This is a genomic window from Vreelandella sulfidaeris, assembly GCF_042429665.1.
GTDB lineage: Bacteria > Pseudomonadota > Gammaproteobacteria > Pseudomonadales > Halomonadaceae > Vreelandella.
The window spans coordinates 183,691-199,980 of the sequence record NZ_JBHMAC010000003.1 but is presented as its reverse complement, the minus strand read 5'-3'; the positions used below and the strand labels follow the sequence as shown (position 1 = coordinate 199,980).

Genomic DNA, 16,290 nt, shown 5'->3' with positions numbered 1-16,290 from the left:
GCGTTACCCGCGGCGCACAAGATCATTTAACGCCGCCTTATCGTCGCCATGGCGACACGACAGTGTGGTCAACCGGCGCATTAATAGTTAGCATCAATAGTATGAGATCTGCTTGCCTATGCCTGGTTAAGCGATGTAACGGATACGCCACAGGGGGCGACTATACTAATGGCTCGGCAAGGGCGCCACGGAGCGACACGAAGGCAGCCAAAAGGAGTGACCTTTGATCGCTGGCTTGATCGGGTAGTAACCGTTGCCGTATTGACGGCACTGGTGATTGGTCTTGCCGCTGTGGTAGCCCACTGGCTGCTCTAACGTTCGTGTACTAGGCCGTATGTTAAATGCCCAGCGCAGTATCTGAAATGGCCGGCACAATGTGGGGTGGTCGGGCGTTTTTGGGTAGTGCTATGTTTTGTCCCCCAATGTCATAAGAGGCTCACGGCTGCCCTTGTCGCCTGGCTAGGTCAGCCGTGGCGCCGCAGCGGTTCCACCTGATAGGCTTATGGCTTCCTCTATGAGAGATAATTAATGCTGCCTGCTAACACCGCCAAGGCTACGGCTGCCTACGCATCTCGTCGAGAAATTTTCGGCTGGGCAATGTTCGATTTTGCTAACCAAGCCTATACGCTGCTGATTATTACCGTGGTATTTGGCGAGCTATTTACTACCGTGATTGTGGGTGACCGGGGGGATAACTTTCGCCTGGCTAACTTCTTGTGGAGCCTTGGTTTGGCCATTAGTTATCTGATGGTGGTGATCACGGCGCCCCTATGTGGGGCGATTATGGACTACCGGGCAGAAAAAAAGCGCTTTCTGCTGATGAGCTATCTTGCCACCATCGTCACCACTGGGATGCTGTACTTCGTTGAGCCGGGTTACGTCATTATAGGGCTAGTGCTGATTGTGCTGTCCAACTATGCCTACTCCATGGGGGAGTCATTTATTGCGGCCTTTCTGCCCGAACTGGGGCCTCCCGAGGCGTTAGGTAAAATTTCTGGTTTCGGCTGGGCGTTGGGCTATATCGGTGGGCTATTTGCAGCCGGCTTCACGCTGATAGTGCTGGGCGAGGCGAGCGCCGCTAATTTTGAGCGCATCCGCTGGGTGGGCCCCTTTGCCGCGGTTTTTTTCCTGGTCGCTGCGATTCCGACGTTCTTATGGCTCAAAGAGCGTGGGACTCCCCAGCCGCGTGGCGTCTCGTATCGCCACATTGCCTTGAATCGCGTGATGGCCACCTTCCATGAGCTACGTCATTTTAAAGATCTGACGGTATTCTTGATATCGCTGCTGTTCTCAATGGCGGGTGTCTACATCATCATCGCGTTTGCGTTTATTTATGGCGCGCAGGTGATTGGCTGGGATGAAAGTGTCCGCAATATCATGTTCATTATTGTTCAGGTTACTGCTGCAGCGGGCGCGCTGGGGTTTGGTTGGCTACAGGATCAGCTAGGGGCTAAACGCACTTATCAAATGACGCTGGCGTTATGGGTGTTGGCGATTCTGGCCATCTGGGCAACGCCTGAGGTTACCCAATGGGTGAACGGACGCTTTGACCTGGCCTGGCAAGCTCAGTACGTATTTCTGGTGGTAGGGTGCTTGGCTGGGCTTAGCCTTGGATCGAGTCAATCGGCCAGTCGAGCATTGGTTGGCTTGTTTTCACCGCTGGCTAAATCAGCAGAGTTTTTCGGCTTCTGGGGGCTGGCAAACAAGTTGGCCGGGGTGTTGGGTATCGTGATGCTGGGCGTGCTGCAAACGTTGATTGGCTTGCAAGCGTCTATTCTATTATGTGTTGCTCTGTTTTTGATCGCGATGATGGTTTGTGCGGCGGTCAATGAGCGCCGTGGTCGGGAAGCGGCGCTAAACTGGAACCGCTAACCCGCGTGCCAAGGAAATAATAACGCTTAAAAAGGGCACCCTTACCTCAGTGAGGTGGAATATGGCAGCGCACACGACACAGCGTGGTGGCATCATCATGATGCTGCTGTTTTGGGTATTGCTAATCGCGGTGGGCACGTGGTGGATCCATGGTGGCCTGGAAAGGATGATGAATCCCAATGCCAACATCGTGCACACGCTACCGGCGGGTGAGCCGGTAACGTTAAAGCGAAACCGCGCCGGGCACTTTGAAGCGCCGGGCCGGATTAACGGCACACCGGTAACCTTTTTACTCGATACGGGCGCCACCTACGTGGCGGTACCGTCCGATTTGGCACATGACTTAAATTTGGAACCAGGGCGGAGCGCTTGGTTTAATACTGCCAATGGCAGAGTAGAGGGGGCGCTCACCACGCTTGAAGAGGTTTCGTTGGGCGGATTAACCGTGCAAAATGTACAGGGGTCGATTAGCCCAGGCATGGAACGCGACACGGTTCTGCTCGGCATGAGCTTTTTAAACCTGTTCTCGATTGAAATAAAGGCGGGAGAAATGGTGATGAGCCTTCCCGAGCAGTGAGTGTAGTTTGTAAATGTGCTATTGATATGGTTAGCTAAATTAACATAAGTGCCAACACGCTAAGGAGTTGCTATGGGCATTGAAGTAGGTGGATTATTAGGATTAATTTGGCTCATTATTGTAATATGGGCCATTGTTAAAGTAGCTAAAAGTACTGCAGGAGGTTTGGCTAAGCTAATATGGATTTTAGTCTTGCTGCTCTTCCCGCTTATTGGCTTAATTGCATGGTTTATATTCGGCCCTAAGGGGTAGTTGCTGAATAGTGCGTGATGACCTATAAAAAAAGGCAGGCCAATAATGGCCTGCCTTTTTGATAATATGAGTACGTCTTATTACTCAGTTGCACCGTTTCCGTCACCGGGGGGCGCTTTATAATGCCCAGGGATTTTTAACTTTTCCCCATTAGGCAGGTCGCGCACTTGGGTTGGAACGTAAACGCGCTTTATAACGCTTTTCGTGTTGCTACTTCCCATGGCAGGTCCCTCCTGTCACATTGTCGACAGTTAGCTCTCTTACATTAGCTCTCGATAGTGGGAGAATCAAGTATCAAGCCATAGGTATTCTCGAATAAACACAATGATAATGACAGAAGCAGGTGTTTTGAGGGTTTTGAGGTATCCTGAGAGCCTGCGGTGGGGCACTCGCAGTCATAGTGGGTAGGCGGGTGAGAAAATCAGCAATCTAAGCGGAGTGCATAAAGAGGATGGTAGATCATTTAGAGCAGCAATTTCAGTCACTTGAATCACAAGAGTCGTCAATGGCTGACTATCCCGATCAAGATCATGTGTTGATTATTGAAGATGATCAGCGCTTGGCTGGGCTTACCCGTGATTACTTGGAAGCGAACGGTTTCCAGGTAACGCTTGAAGCCGATGGTGCGAAAGGGGTTGATCGCATTTTAACCTTGCAGCCCGATTTAGTGATCCTTGATTTAATGCTGCCAGGTGAGGACGGCTTAGCTATTTGTCGTCGCGTTAGACCTAACTTTGCGGGTCCCATCATGATGCTGACGGCACGCACCGATGATCTCGATCAGGTATTGGGTCTCGAAATGGGCGCTGATGACTACGTGCCCAAGCCGGTACAGCCGCGGGTGTTGCTGGCACGTATGCGAGCGCTACTGCGCCGCGCCGATGGGCCTGCGCCCGACGGCGAAATGCGGTTACGTTTTGAAAATCTTGAGATAGATAACGCTACGCGAGAAGCTTGGCTCTCTGGTGAACGCATTGACTTAACCAGCGCCGAATTTGACCTGTTATGGCTGCTGGGCCGTAACGCGGGGCGAGTGCTTACCCGAGAAGAGATATTCAGTGATTTACGCGGTATTAAGTATGACGGCCAAGACCGTTCTATCGATGTACGCGTGTCACGTATTCGACCCAAAATTGGCGATGATCCCAATCATCCCCATCGGATTAAAACCGTGCGCAGTAAAGGGTATCTCTTTGTTAAAGACAGTTGATGATGTCGAGGGACTGCATTATGCGGCGGGTGCTCAGTAACGGCTCGTTTTTACGCTTTTATGTGTTGCTGGGTGTAGCGCTGTTGGTGGTGTTTATCATTGCGTTAGCGGGGCGCTCATTTATTGAGCAGGTGCGCCGCGAAGACTACCGCGAGCAGCTGGCTGCGTTGCCTATGTCGTTGATGACGCAACAGCTAGCCGGGACACCGATCGAGCAGAGACAAGACCTGCTGGAAAACGTTGCTGAACAGTTAGCACTAGAACTTACTTTGCTGCCGATGAGCGAGGCCCGTTTAGGCTATTTTGAACGCTTACGTTTAGAGCAGGGCAAACTCCTGGTCGCTGAAAAGCCGTGGCTGTTACAACAGCGCTTGCCGGACGATAACTGGTTGCTGCAAGCCCGGCTGGACGACTGGAGCGAGCAGCAGTGGGAGGGCAGTATTACTCTGCTGGGCGACTGGCTGGGCGCCATGCCTAGTGAGTCGCGAGAAGCGTATATGGCTGAACTAAGCCAGGGCAGCTGGCCACTTACGTTATTAACGACGCTGCCTGATAACTTGACCGCTCAAAGTCAGACACAGTTGGCCAATGGTAATGTCGTCACTCAAATGATCTCTGACGAGCTATCCATTGCGATGCTCTATCAGCTGCCAGGCGAAACGACATGGCTACAGGCGGGGCCTATTTCACGCGGAAATACTTTGCCACCGAATCTACATTTGCCGCTTTTGGTAGGGCTGATGTTAGTTCTCAGCCTGATTATCTATTTAATCATGCGCAGCATAGAAGCCCGTATGGCCCGTTTGGAACTTGCCGCGACGCGGATAGCCAGCGGCCGCCTGGAAACGCGTGTGAAGGTAGAAAGTGGAGACTTCTTGGGCCGTTTAGGCATGGCGTTTAACGGCATGGCCAATCAGGTTCAGAGCCTGTTACGTGGCCAGCAAGAGATGATTCGTGCGGTTTCCCACGAATTGCGCACGCCGGTGGCCCGCATTCGATTTGCCGTTCAAATGGTCGAGGACATGACCGACCAACCCGCCATCAGACGTCAGCTTCAGGGCATTGATGCAGACATTGCCGAGCTGGATGAACTGGTCGATGAAATCCTTACCTATGCCCGCTTGGGTGGGGAGTCGGTTAACGGCGCAGAACTTGAGACAGCCGATGTCGAGTGCCGGGCAATGGCGGAGCGGGTGATCAATACGCTGTCGCCGCTGCATAAAGGTCTAACGCTTGAGCTTGCCCCGGGTCCTGAGATTGAGCTGTTGGCCGAGCCGCGCTACCTACAGCGAGCGTTGCAAAACTTGGTCAGTAACGCCTGCCGGCATGCTCAGTCCAGAGTATCGATCCTGCTTTGGGATGAGCCTCATCTGGTACGTATTGACGTAGAGGATGACGGGCCCGGTATTCCCCCCGAAGCGCGTGCCGATATCTTCAAGCCTTTTGCGCGCTTGGACGACAGCCGCGCTCGCAGTTCTGGGGGTTATGGGTTAGGGCTGTCCATTGTGCAAAAAATTATGGCCGGCCACGGTGGCAGCGTGACCGTTGATACGAGCCCTAACTTGGGGGGTGCGCGCTTTACGTTACTGGTGCCTCGTCGCGATCCGCTGGTTTAATGCCTGACAGCACGGCGAAGGAGGTCTCCTTCGCCGTGCGAAGAAAATCCTGCATCCACGGCGCTTCCAGGGTATCTTCCCGAATCGCCGCATACAGCGTACTCCACACCCCCTGTTTGCCCAGCTTTACGGCGCTAACGTAATCGCGCTCTAGGTATTCAGTCAGCGCCCAGTTGGGCAGGGCGCAGACGCCGCGACCACTAGCGACCAGCTGCATCATCATAAGCGTCAACTCTGCTGTCCGGATCTCTTTGGGGCGCACATTGGCAGGGTTTAAAAACTGGGTGAAAATATCCAGCCTCGACTGCTCGACAGGATAGGTAATTAAGGTTTCAGCGGCGAGATCTTGGGGTTCCACCACTCCACGCCCCGCGAACGGGTGCTGTCGGGCCACGGCTAATAACCCTTCGTAGCGAAACAGCGCGACGTAATGAATGCCCTCCAGGGGTTGCGGGTCCGCGGTGATGACCAAGTCGAGCTGCTCACGGGCAAGTGCTGGCAATGGATCGAAATGGTGGCCGCTGGGAATATCAATTTCTACTTCTGGCCAATGGTCGCGAAAGTAATCCACCGTTGGCATTAGCCACTGAAAACAACTATGGCACTCAATCGCCATATGCAGTCGGCCCTGCTCGGTTCCCGCCAAACGCGCCAAATCCCTTTCTGCTTTGCGCACCTCTGGCAATATTTGATCGGCCAGCGTGAGCAGGCGAAGTCCCGCGCGAGTAAACTCGACTGGACGCGTCTTGCGCACAAATAAGGGGCTGTTAACGCGGCTCTCAAGATCCTTGAGCTGATGTGACAGCGCTGATTGGGTCAGGTGAACACGATCGGCGGCATCGACTAGCGAGCCGGTTTCGCGTAAGGCAAGCAGGGTGCGGAGGTGACGTAGTTCAATCATGGCATAGTTCAATCATGGCGTTATTCGCTTAGCGCGGAGGACGTGAGGTTAGTCATACAGAGTATCTATCATTTTTGATGGCTGTAAATAATACTCATGTTAGTAGGCTCTTATCATGACAGATTCTCATACTGTCGGCTATCCTGTACGGAACTTAGGGTGGGCGAAAAAGGCCACAACGCATAAGGATGATCTAGCTGTTTGAGAAACAACGGGGACATTACCTGCGCTTGAAGTAATGGCAGGACTAGTAAGAGGCTCGCTGGTGTCTAGTGAGCGTCGTTGACAAGAAGAGGTAATAAAATAGGCCTTAGCTCTCGCCAAGGCCTGACCCGGGTTACCAATCACTAGTTTTTCGATGCGTAGGCGTAGAGCAGTGTCTCCTGAGCGCTGATCGCATCACTCTCGCCTGGATCCTGGAGCTGATAAGTGCCGTCGTTCTGCAGTAACCAACTCTGGCAGTTATCCACTAGATAGGTCTCCAGATCCTTGCGTACCCGGGTGGCGAGTTTCTTATCCAGCAGCGGGAAACAGGTTTCAACGCGGTGGAACATGTTGCGCGACATAAAGTCGGCGCTGGAACACCACGTCTCGGGCTTGCCATCATTGTGGAAATAGAACACACGGGTATGTTCCAGTAAACGGCCAATGATGGAGCGTACTCGGATATTGTCAGAGACGCCGGGCACGCCAGGCTTCAGGCAGCACATGCCGCGAATGATCAAATCGCACTCAACCCCCGCTTGGGAGGCACGATAAAGCGCTTTGATCAGTTTAGGTTCGGTTAACGAATTGCACTTGATGATGATATGGGCGCGCTTACCCTTTCGCGCTATTTGTGCTTCTCGGTCAATCATTTCCACTAACCGTTCATGAAGGGTGAACGGCGCGTGGAGCAGGGTATCGATTTTGCGAGCCCGGCCCATCCCCGAGAGTTGCTGGAAAACTTTGTGTACATCGGCACATAGTGCCTTGTTGGCGGTTAGCAGGCTGTAATCGGTATATAGCTTGGCCGTTTTGGAGTGATAATTGCCGGTGCCCAGGTGGGCGTAATAGCACAGTTCGCCTTTTTCCCGGCGCACAATGTGGAGCATTTTGGCATGGGTTTTATAGGCCATAATGCCATAGACCACGATCGCACCAGCCTCCTGAAGGCGTGACGCCAGCTGTAGGTTATCAGCTTCATCGAAACGTGCGCGAAGCTCAATCACCACCGTGACTTCTTTACCCTGGCTGGCGGCATCAACCAGCGCGCTGACGATCGGTGAGTCCGAGCCTGTGCGGTAAAGTGTCTGTTTTACGGCGAGAACATGGGGGTCGCGGGCCGCTTCACGCAGCAGGTCTTCAATCGGGGTAAACGATTGAAAAGGGTGGTGAAGCAAAATGTCGTTCTTGGCGATTGCATCGAACAGGCTGCCCGTTTTGAGTGCTTTGGGAATGCTGGGGATAAAGGGACGATAGAGCAATTCGGGGCGGTCCACGTCGCCGAGTACCGACATCATTCGGGTTAAATTGACGGGCCCTTTGACGCGATATAAGTCGTCGTTCTCCAGCTCAAATTGGCGCAGCAGAAAACAGGCAAGATCCTCGGGGCAGTTGTCCGCCACCTCCAATCGCACACCGCTGCCATAACGGCGTGCCAGTAGCTCGCCGCGCAGCGCTGAGGCCAAGTCAGAGACTTCCTCGGGGTCAACGCTCATATCCGCATTACGGGTCAAACGGAATTGATAACAGCCGCGTACGCGCATGCCAGGAAATAACTCATCGGCATGGGAGTGGATCATGGAGGATAAGAATACATACTCGGAAAAGCCCTCTTCGCACAGCTCCTTGGGCAGGGACATCAAGCGCGGCAGGGAGCGCGGCGCTGGCAGAATCGCCATGCCGCCGGCACGGCCAAAGGCATCTTTACCTTCGAGTTCAACAATAAAGTTGAGGCTTTTGTTCACCAGGCGTGGAAAGGGGTGCGAAGGGTCAAGTCCAATGGGGCTGATGACCGGCATGATTTCATTATCAAAAAACGCCCGTGCCCAGGCTTGTTGATCCTCGGTCCACTGATCGCGACGGCGAAAACGCAGCCCTTGAGCTTCAAGCGCAGGCAGTAAGGTGTCGTTGAGGATTTCATATTGACGGGCAATTTGCGCATGGGCGGTCTGCGCTATTTCGGCCAGTACCGCTTTGGGCAACCGGCCGTCCGCGGCCGTCGTATCATCGCCCAAGGCTATTTGGTGCTTTAGCCCCGCCACGCGGATCTCGAAAAACTCATCCATGTTGGATGAGAATATGAGCAGGAACATTAGTCGATTGAGTAGTGGATGGGCCTCGTCTAATGCCTGCTCTAACACCCGGATATTAAACTGAAGATGTGATAGCTCGCGATTAAAGTAGAGCTGTGTATCGTCAAGATCGGTTTCCGGCACTGCTTCTCGTGCTTGAACCCCGGTAGGCGTTCGGTTGATGCGGAGAGGCATATCGCCTTCGCTGCTGGTTTGATCAGTAGACGATAGTGATAAAGGCTCGGCAGCTTGCTCGTCCATAGTGGATCTCCCCGCGTTGATAGCTCGAAGGTATCGTAGGCTGATGCTGTTATATCACATCAGTATGCGGGGAGAAGATGACAAATAAGTGTCACCTAGTTGTCATCTAAGCAAGTGCACTCTTAGCGCTGTTGAAGTAATCGAGCCGCGTCGATGGCAAAGTAGGTAAGTACGCCATCCGCACCCGCTCGTTTAAAGCACATTAACGATTCAAGGATTACTGAGTCGGCGTCCAGCCAGCCGTTGTCGAAGGCGGCGCGGTGCATGGCATACTCACCACTGACCTGATAGGCAAACGTAGGCACCTTGAGTTCATCTTTTACCCGACGGACGACATCCAGATAGGGCATGCCGGGTTTGACCATGACCATGTCAGCCCCTTCAGCGATGTCCATGGCTACTTCGTGAAGCGCTTCATCGCTATTGGCAGGGTCCATTTGATAGGTACGCTTATCCGCTTTGCCCAGGTTGGTCGCTGACCCCACTGCATCGCGGAAAGGACCGTAGTAATTAGAGGCGTACTTGGCGCTGTAGGCCATGATACGCACGTTGTGTAGATTCTCTTGCTCAAGCACTTGACGAATGGCACCAATACGACCGTCCATCATGTCGGAAGGAGCGACGACATCGGCCCCAGCCTCGGCATGGGAGAGCGCCTGTTTTAGCAGCGTATCCACCGTGCGATCATTTTGCACGTAGCCGTGCTCATCAAGAATGCCGTCCTGGCCATGACTGGTGTAGGGGTCCAGCGCAACATCAGTAATAATGCCTAGCTCAGGCAGCGCTTCTTTGAGCGCACGCACGCTACGCTGGACTAAGCCACTGGCGCTATACGCCTCTTCAGCCAGTTCACTTTTTTGCTCGGGACCGACCACAGGAAACAGTGCCAGCGCCGGGATGCCCAGTTCATACGCTTCACGGGCTTGTTCAATCAGTAGATCGATAGAGAGCCGTTCAACGCCGGGCATGGAAGCTACCGCTTCGCGCTGTTGCTCGCCTTCCAGTACAAAAACCGGCAGGATTAGGTCTGAAGGCCGTAAGCTGTTTTCCTGCATTAACCGACGTGAAAAATCATCGCGACGCATACGGCGCATACGTGTGGCGGGAAAGTGGCGTGGAATGGGTGCGCTCAAGGGTACTCTCCAACATCAATGGCAAGTAAGGATGCCCGAAGGCCTGAGGTGAGTATATCAGCCATACCCTGCGGCGAAAGCCGTGTTGTGACAACAGAGCAGACTGACTAAAGTGAGCAATTGCTTTGCGGTAGTGCGTTCGGCAGACCCTGGGATGAGGAGAAAGGCATGACCAAACGGGTGGCGGTGATTTTAGCTGGCTGCGGTGTTTACGATGGTGCGGAGATTTATGAAACCACGTTAACGCTGTTGCGCCTGGATCAGTTAGGGATTGAGTACCATTGTTTTGCCCCGGATATAGAGCAGCACCATGTGGTTAACCATCTTAATCAAGAGGTCGTTGAGGGCGAGACGCGAAACGTACTGCAGGAGTCGGCTCGCCTGGCACGCGGCGACATTAGCCCGCTGGCCGAATTAGCCTCAGAAAATTTTGACGCCGTCATTGTGCCCGGCGGTTTTGGCGTCGCCAAAAGCCTGTCGGATTTTGCCAGCGCTGGCGCCAATATGCAGGTGCTGGAGGCCTTGAAAGAGGCCCTGACGGGCTTTCGCCAAGAAGCCAAGCCGATTGGTTTGATGTGTATTGCAGCCGTGCTGGTGCCGCGTCTTTTTGAAGACGGCATTGCCGTCACCGTGGGCAACGACCCAGCGGTTTCCGGTGCCATAAGCTCAATGGGCGGGCTGCACCGAAGCGCTGGCGTCGAGGAGATTGTGGTTGATTTTGAGCATCGCGTGGTGACCACTCCCGCGTATATGCTGGCAACGCGTATCAGCGAAGCCGCCACCGGTATCTTTAAACTGGTGGATCGCATCAACGAAATGATGGAGTAAGCCGCAGCGGGAATATATACGCTGTGAACCTATAAAAAGCCGCCGCCATCATTGATGGCGGCGGCTTTTAAATGGCTACGAAACAAGCGTCAGAACTAACGGTCGGCTTGTTGCTCCTCGGCAGCTTCCTGTTCGGCCCTGCGTTTGCGTACCAGGCGGCCAAACAGCAATCCTACTTCGTAAAGCAAGTACATAGGTATTGCTAACAGGCTTTGGGAAATAACGTCGGGTGGGGTCATTAGCATGCCCACAACAAAACAACCCAGCAGTATATAAGGGCGCTTTTTAGACAGGCTTTCCACAGAGGTAGCGCCAGATAAAATAAGCAAAAAAGTCGCGATGGGGATTTCAAACGCGATACCGAAGGCAAAAAACAGCTTCAGCACGAAGTTCAAATATTGGTTAATGTCGGTCATGACGGCTACGTTTTCCGGCCCGGTTTGAGTAAAGAACTCAAACAGCAGCGGAAACACGACGTAATAGGCAAACGCTGCGCCACCGTAAAACAACGCAATACTGGATACCAGAATGGGAATGGCCAGCGCTTTCTCGTTATCGTAAAGCCCGGGCGCGATAAATGCCCATGCCTGATGCAATACGAAGGGGATAGCGATGAATATCGCGACCACCAGGGTCAGTTTGAACGGCGCCAAGAACGGTGAAGCCACTTCGGTGGCGATCATCTGAGAACCTTCGGGCAGCAGGGCCATTAACGGCTCGGCAACAAAGGTATAGATATCGTTTGCAAACGAATAGAGCCCCAAAAAGACCACTACAATCACTATCACGGCGCGCATCAGCCGTGAGCGAAGCTCAATCAGATGTTCAATGAGAGGGGCTTGGTTTTGTTCTTCACGCGGCTCCTTTGATTCGCCAGGCATACTCATTGGTGATGTCGGTCCTTGGTTGATTCAGCCTTTGTAACGTCAGTCGTATCAGGTTCAGACGTGGGGGAGTGCGCGGTCGAGTCGGGCGCTGACGAGGACGACGGTGGCTCTTCGTGTACCGTATCCAGGGCATCATCCAAGCGAGCAGCGGCCTTGGCAACGCGCTGCTCGGTATCGCGCTGTGACGCGTCGGTGGAGGAGGCCGTTGATCGCCCAGCGTTACTGTTAGTAGAGGTATCGGCGATGCTCTCTACGTCCAGTTTGGCTTTTCTCAAGCTATTGTCGAGCTTCTGCTGCTGCTCGTTGAGCTTTTGACGCAGCTCTTCAGCTTCCAGCTGGGCGCTGATTTCACGCTGCATACCGGATACCGTGCGCTTGATTTTGCCAATCCACATGCCTGTTGTGCGGGCCGCGCGAGGCAGTCGCTCCGGGCCAAGTACCAACAGCGCAACGACACCAATAAGCATCAGTTCAAGAAAGCCGATATCCAGCATGGTTTATTTGCGCTCTTCGTTACGGACGTCGGTGGTGCGGCCATCGGCGGGTTGCTTCTCTTCCGCTTTAACGTCGTACGTGTTGCCAGGTTCATCATGGCTCACCTTGGCATGAGGCTGACCAGCATCGTCTTTTTCGTTTTCTTTGTCTTTTTCTTCATCGTGCATGGCTTTCTTGAAGCCTTTAACCGCCCCGCCTAGGTCGGTGCCCACATTGCGCAGTTTTTTGGTGCCGAAAACCAGGATGATAATGCCCAGAACAATCAGCAACTGCCAAATACTAATACCACCTAACATATGCGTTTCCTCATGGGAGCAGGTTAACTTTCGAGTGTTGCTATTAACATCGACGCTATTCACATCGTTGATACTAATGTTGTCGCTGCCATTCGGCTGTCGTTATCACGCGCGATTACGACTGACGAGAGGCTTTTTCATCATGCCCAGAAATGCCAAAACGCCGTGCCAGCTCTTCTAGAACAGCATGATGATCCAAGTCTAAGTGAGATAACATTACCAAGCTATGAAACCATAGATCAGCAGTTTCAGAAATTAATGCTTGGCGTTCAGATTCGCCACCATGCTGGGCATCTTTTGCGGCCAGCAGCGTTTCAGTGGCTTCTTCACCCACCTTTTCGAGTATCTTGTTCAAGCCTTTATGATGCAAGGAGGCAACATAAGAATCTTCCACTGCCGCATGGCGCCGCTGGGCAAGTACGTCATTGAGAGTATCCAGCACATGGGCCGTATTCGTCGATCGTTTGTTGCTGGAAAGAGCGTCTATTGATGCCTCCTTTTTAGCTGTACCGTTTTCAGATACGCCATTGGTGGATGAAAGGTTAGGCGATTTTGGCTTGCTGTCCATGAGAATCCTTTTAACGTTTAATGCGCCACGTTATTGCCATACCAGCAGCAGTAAGCCAATCGCGGCAGCCGCCAGTACCGGCCACTCCTGGAGTTCAACCCAGCCGCTCAAGGGCTGCCAGGCTAGGGCTATCGCCAGCAAAATTAAACCAATACGTAGACGATAAAGACGCTTGCCCTGACGGGCCATTTGCACGCGCATGGCGTGGATAGCGTCAACCTGCTGGTGGCGTTGACGGTGTTCATGTTCCATGCGGCTAAGTGCCTGGTGGGCCAGCACGGGTAGCTCCGGCAACTGATGCGAAAGCTCGGGCGCTTGACGCTTGAGTGATTCCCATAAGCCGCTAACGCCGGCGCGCTCTTTCATCCACTGCTCTAAATAGGGTTTGGCGGTACTCCAGAGATCCAGCTCGGGATAAAGTTGGCGGCCGAGGCCTTCAATATTCAGCAGCGTTTTTTGCAGCAGCACCAGCTGTGGCTGCACTTCCATATTAAAGCGCCGTGCGGTTTGAAATAGCCCCAGCAGTACCTGACCAAACGAAATATCTTTTAGCGGTTTTTCTAATATCGGCTCGCATACGGTTCGGATAGCCGCCGCAAATTCGTTGGCGCGGGTATTTTCTCCCACCCAGCCGGACTCGATATGCAACGCGGCCACTTCATAATAGTCCTGATGGAAAAACGCTAGCAGGTTGCGCGCCAAATAGTCCTGATCTTCTCTTGTCAGGCTGCCGACAATACCGCAGTCAATGGCGATATATTGCGGATCCTCGGGATTGTCGCAGTTGACGAAGATATTGCCTGGGTGCATGTCCGCATGGAAAAAATTATCCCGAAATACCTGAGTGAAAAAGAGCTCAACGCCACGCTCGGCAAGTTTTTTCAGGTTGGTGCCCCGGGCGATCAACGTCTCCAAATCGGCGACTGGGATGCCGCGAATGCGCTCTTGCACCATGACATGGCGCCGCGTGAAGGGCCAATAAATCGTCGGGACAAACAGCAGGGGGGAATCTTTGAAGTTACGCTTTAGCTGCGAGGTATTAGCCGCTTCTTTGTAGAGGTCTAACTCATCAAATAGCGTGGACTCATAGTCGCGAATAACCTCTACCGGGCGAAGTCGGCGCGCCTCGGGCACCTTGGAAAGCAGCTTGGCAACCTGATACATCAGCGCCATGTCCTGACGCATGATGCGGTCAATGCTGGGACGAATGATTTTTACCACCACGTCTTCACCGCTGTGAAGGCGAGCAGCGTGGACCTGGGCTATTGACGCAGAGGCTAGCGGCACATGGTCAAAATCGGCAAATGCCTCCGCCAGCGACATCTCAAGCTCTTTCTCGACTCGGGCGATGGCAAGATTGCCAGGGAAGGGCGGCACCTGATCCTGCAGCCGTTTCAGCTCATCGGCAATATCGGGGGGCAGTAGATCGCGGCGGGTCGATAGCATTTGACCGAATTTGATGAAAATTGGCCCAAGCGCTTCTAACGCCAAGCGTAAACGCTCTCCTCTGGAGCGTTTGCCGATAGGCATTAAGCGTAGCGGTGAAAACCATAGCAGAAACCGAAGCCACCAGGGCAGACGTGCCAATGGCAGCAGTGTGTCCAGGCGGTGACGGGTAATCACCCAGCTTATCCGTAGCAGGCGCAGGCTCATGGATGTGACTCCTGAGTAGTGGTCTGCTGTTTTGCCAGAGTACGCTGTAAGCGCTGAAACCGTGCTTCAAGGCGGTCGGTGGCTATTTCTAGATCGGTCAGGTACTCGCGCAGAACGTTGCGCTGCTGGCGGCCTGGGAGTAGGCGTGCTTCTTCAAAGACATACTCTGATACATCCTGCATCAGCTCATCTTTCGCCCGTAGCCCCCAGCGAGCGGCCCGCCGTAAGCCTTCGGCGAGCGAGTGGGCAGGCATATCACCCAGCCAGCGGGCCAGTTCGCTTTCCCAGTCAAGGTCGAGATCGAAAAGCAAGTCGCGGGTCGCCTCAAGCAACTGAATCCGGCCACGAACGGCCAGTTTGCCGTCAAACATTAGTCGTTCAATAGAGGCGCCGCTAAGCCACTCTGAAAATGTTTCCGGGGTGAGCTCCACTACCGCATCCACATCGGTTTCATCGGTGCCGTCACTGCGCATCAAGTCGAGTCCGGCGTAATGATAGTGAATGATCAGTTCCAGATGGGGTTGCTCCAGCCGCACCAGTAAACGGCTACCCGCTAACGCCGCCAGCCGTGAAGGGGCTGCCGGGTCGCGGGCGAGCAAGGCATTGAGCGTGCGTTCACAACCGGCCAACAGCAGGGTCGGGGTTACCAGCATGCTGACCTCTTGGTTAGCGTTTCTATGGCTCGGGTCATAACTTGATGCCACGGTGCAGCGCAACGATGCCGCCGGTTAGATTGGTGTATTCGACCCGATCAAGCCCCGCGGCTTCTATCATGCCTTTGAGGGTTTCCTGGTCAGGATGCATACGGATAGACTCTGCCAGGTAGCGGTAGCTTTCACCATCACCGGCGACCATTTCGCCCATTTTGGGCAGCAGGCGGAAAGAGTACTCATCATATGCTTTGGAAAGTAGCGGGTTATTGGGCTTTGAGAACTCAAGCACCAGCAGCCGGCCACCGGGTTTAAGCACGCGCGCCATGGAGCGTAATGCGGCGTCTTTATCGGTGACGTTGCGCAGCCCGAAGGCGATGGTGATGCAGTCGAAGCTGTTATCCGGAAACGGCAGCTTTTCGGCATTGGCCTGAACATACTCGACGTTGCCGCCAACGCCGTTATCCATCAACTTATCGCGGCCGACCTTAAGCATCGAGGCGTTGATATCGGCCAGTACTACTTTGCCCCGCGGGCCGACCAGACGCGAAAATTTAAGGGTTAAATCGCCCGTGCCACCGGCGATGTCGAGGACGTGATGGCCGGGGCGCACGCCTGCGCGCTCAATGGTCAAGCGCTTCCAGAGTCGGTGAATCCCCATCGACATCAGGTCGTTCATAACGTCGTAGCGGGCAGCCACTGAATGGAACACATCGGCCACTCGCGAGGCTTTTTCATCAATGGGGACTTCTTGAAAACCAAAGTCGGTGGTGCGCTTTTCTGTGGGGCTCATTGGGCAAGTAGCTCCCGAGTTC

General features: G+C 53.7%; 16 protein-coding genes. 6 read left to right on the top strand and 10 right to left on the bottom strand.

The window, feature by feature from the left end:
- Positions 1-528: 528 nt before the first annotated feature.
- The 5 genes from ACFFLD_RS02500 (at position 529) to ACFFLD_RS02480 (ending at position 5,527) form a co-directional block, all read left to right on the top strand.
- Positions 529-1,872 carry an MFS transporter gene (locus ACFFLD_RS02500; RefSeq protein WP_386036155.1) on the top strand — a complete coding sequence of 448 codons (1,344 nt, stop codon included), beginning with the start codon at positions 529-531 and terminating at the stop codon, positions 1,870-1,872.
- A 61-nt stretch (positions 1,873-1,933) separates the two neighbouring features.
- Positions 1,934-2,449 (top strand): retropepsin-like aspartic protease family protein, encoded by a 516-nt coding sequence (locus ACFFLD_RS02495; protein ID WP_386036152.1) that lies wholly within the window; start codon positions 1,934-1,936, stop codon positions 2,447-2,449.
- Positions 2,450-2,521: 72 nt separating this feature from the next.
- On the top strand, positions 2,522-2,701 hold the full coding sequence (locus ACFFLD_RS02490) for a PLDc N-terminal domain-containing protein (RefSeq protein WP_386036149.1): 180 nt from the start codon (positions 2,522-2,524) through the stop codon (positions 2,699-2,701).
- A 451-nt stretch (positions 2,702-3,152) separates the two neighbouring features.
- Positions 3,153-3,911 carry a winged helix-turn-helix domain-containing protein gene (locus ACFFLD_RS02485; RefSeq protein WP_386036146.1) on the top strand — a complete coding sequence of 253 codons (759 nt, stop codon included), beginning with the start codon at positions 3,153-3,155 and terminating at the stop codon, positions 3,909-3,911.
- A gap of 20 nt (positions 3,912-3,931) precedes the next feature.
- Positions 3,932-5,527: an ATP-binding protein gene (locus tag ACFFLD_RS02480; protein WP_386036143.1), complete on the top strand. Its 1,596-nt coding sequence runs from the start codon at positions 3,932-3,934 to the stop codon at positions 5,525-5,527.
- Here the strand turns inward: ACFFLD_RS02480 and ACFFLD_RS02475 are convergent.
- The 3 genes from ACFFLD_RS02475 to hemB form a co-directional block, all read right to left on the bottom strand.
- Positions 5,490-6,428 carry a LysR family transcriptional regulator gene (locus tag ACFFLD_RS02475; protein WP_386036140.1) on the bottom strand — a complete coding sequence of 313 codons (939 nt, stop codon included), beginning with the start codon at positions 6,426-6,428 and terminating at the stop codon, positions 5,490-5,492. The genes ACFFLD_RS02480 and ACFFLD_RS02475 overlap by 38 nt on opposite strands.
- A gap of 347 nt (positions 6,429-6,775) precedes the next feature.
- Positions 6,776-8,965 carry a polyphosphate kinase 1 gene (ppk1, locus tag ACFFLD_RS02470; protein WP_386036137.1) on the bottom strand — a complete coding sequence of 730 codons (2,190 nt, stop codon included), beginning with the start codon at positions 8,963-8,965 and terminating at the stop codon, positions 6,776-6,778.
- Positions 8,966-9,087: 122 nt separating this feature from the next.
- Complete coding sequence (gene hemB, locus ACFFLD_RS02465) at positions 9,088-10,098, bottom strand: porphobilinogen synthase (RefSeq protein WP_386036134.1); 1,011 nt, start codon at positions 10,096-10,098, stop codon at positions 9,088-9,090.
- Positions 10,099-10,266: 168 nt separating this feature from the next.
- Here hemB and elbB point away from each other — a divergent pair, with 168 nt between their 5' ends.
- The gene (elbB, locus tag ACFFLD_RS02460; protein WP_386036131.1) at positions 10,267-10,926 is read left to right on the top strand and encodes an isoprenoid biosynthesis glyoxalase ElbB; all 660 of its coding nucleotides are present in this window, start codon (positions 10,267-10,269) and stop codon (positions 10,924-10,926) included.
- A 95-nt stretch (positions 10,927-11,021) separates the two neighbouring features.
- On the opposite strand, the gene tatC is transcribed toward elbB, so the two are convergent.
- The 7 genes from tatC to ubiE form a co-directional block, all read right to left on the bottom strand.
- A complete protein-coding gene (gene tatC / locus ACFFLD_RS02455) occupies positions 11,022-11,813 on the bottom strand; it encodes a twin-arginine translocase subunit TatC (protein WP_386036128.1) in 792 nt (263 codons plus the stop codon).
- Positions 11,810-12,307, bottom strand: a complete 498-nt coding sequence (gene tatB, locus ACFFLD_RS02450) for a Sec-independent protein translocase protein TatB (RefSeq protein WP_386036125.1) — start codon at positions 12,305-12,307, stop codon at positions 11,810-11,812. The genes tatC and tatB overlap by 4 nt, the downstream gene beginning before the upstream one ends.
- A 3-nt stretch (positions 12,308-12,310) precedes the next feature.
- Positions 12,311-12,604, bottom strand: coding sequence for a Sec-independent protein translocase subunit TatA (gene tatA / locus ACFFLD_RS02445; protein ID WP_386036122.1), 294 nt, complete (start codon positions 12,602-12,604; stop codon positions 12,311-12,313).
- Positions 12,605-12,719: 115 nt separating this feature from the next.
- Positions 12,720-13,091: a phosphoribosyl-ATP diphosphatase gene (locus ACFFLD_RS02440; protein ID WP_386036361.1), complete on the bottom strand. Its 372-nt coding sequence runs from the start codon at positions 13,089-13,091 to the stop codon at positions 12,720-12,722.
- A gap of 111 nt (positions 13,092-13,202) precedes the next feature.
- The gene (gene ubiB, locus ACFFLD_RS02435) at positions 13,203-14,825 is read right to left on the bottom strand and encodes a ubiquinone biosynthesis regulatory protein kinase UbiB (protein ID WP_386036119.1); all 1,623 of its coding nucleotides are present in this window, start codon (positions 14,823-14,825) and stop codon (positions 13,203-13,205) included.
- Positions 14,822-15,478, bottom strand: coding sequence for a ubiquinone biosynthesis accessory factor UbiJ (locus ACFFLD_RS02430; protein WP_386036116.1), 657 nt, complete (start codon positions 15,476-15,478; stop codon positions 14,822-14,824). Before ACFFLD_RS02430 ends, ubiB begins: the two co-directional genes overlap by 4 nt.
- A 34-nt stretch (positions 15,479-15,512) precedes the next feature.
- Complete coding sequence (ubiE, locus tag ACFFLD_RS02425; RefSeq protein WP_386036113.1) at positions 15,513-16,268, bottom strand: bifunctional demethylmenaquinone methyltransferase/2-methoxy-6-polyprenyl-1,4-benzoquinol methylase UbiE; 756 nt, start codon at positions 16,266-16,268, stop codon at positions 15,513-15,515.
- Positions 16,269-16,290: the final 22 nt, after the last annotated feature.

Excerpts from the sequence above, each read along its gene's own strand:
- ACFFLD_RS02500 (WP_386036155.1), top strand. The coding sequence starts at position 529 with ATGCTGCCTGCTAACACCGCCAAGGCTACGGCTGCCTACGCATCTCGT.
- ACFFLD_RS02495 (WP_386036152.1), top strand. The coding sequence starts at position 1,934 with ATGGCAGCGCACACGACACAGCGTGGTGGCATCATCATGATGCTGCTG.
- ACFFLD_RS02490 (WP_386036149.1), top strand. The coding sequence starts at position 2,522 with ATGGGCATTGAAGTAGGTGGATTATTAGGATTAATTTGGCTCATTATT.
- ACFFLD_RS02485 (WP_386036146.1), top strand. The coding sequence starts at position 3,153 with ATGGTAGATCATTTAGAGCAGCAATTTCAGTCACTTGAATCACAAGAG.
- ACFFLD_RS02480 (WP_386036143.1), top strand. The coding sequence starts at position 3,932 with ATGCGGCGGGTGCTCAGTAACGGCTCGTTTTTACGCTTTTATGTGTTG.
- ACFFLD_RS02475 (WP_386036140.1), bottom strand. The coding sequence starts at position 6,428 with ATGATTGAACTACGTCACCTCCGCACCCTGCTTGCCTTACGCGAAACC.
- ppk1 (WP_386036137.1), bottom strand. The coding sequence starts at position 8,965 with ATGGACGAGCAAGCTGCCGAGCCTTTATCACTATCGTCTACTGATCAA.
- elbB (WP_386036131.1), top strand. The coding sequence starts at position 10,267 with ATGACCAAACGGGTGGCGGTGATTTTAGCTGGCTGCGGTGTTTACGAT.
- tatC (WP_386036128.1), bottom strand. The coding sequence starts at position 11,813 with ATGAGTATGCCTGGCGAATCAAAGGAGCCGCGTGAAGAACAAAACCAA.
- tatB (WP_386036125.1), bottom strand. The coding sequence starts at position 12,307 with ATGCTGGATATCGGCTTTCTTGAACTGATGCTTATTGGTGTCGTTGCG.
- tatA (WP_386036122.1), bottom strand. The coding sequence starts at position 12,604 with ATGTTAGGTGGTATTAGTATTTGGCAGTTGCTGATTGTTCTGGGCATT.
- ubiB (WP_386036119.1), bottom strand. The coding sequence starts at position 14,825 with ATGAGCCTGCGCCTGCTACGGATAAGCTGGGTGATTACCCGTCACCGC.
- ACFFLD_RS02430 (WP_386036116.1), bottom strand. The coding sequence starts at position 15,478 with ATGCTGGTAACCCCGACCCTGCTGTTGGCCGGTTGTGAACGCACGCTC.
- ubiE (WP_386036113.1), bottom strand. The coding sequence starts at position 16,268 with ATGAGCCCCACAGAAAAGCGCACCACCGACTTTGGTTTTCAAGAAGTC.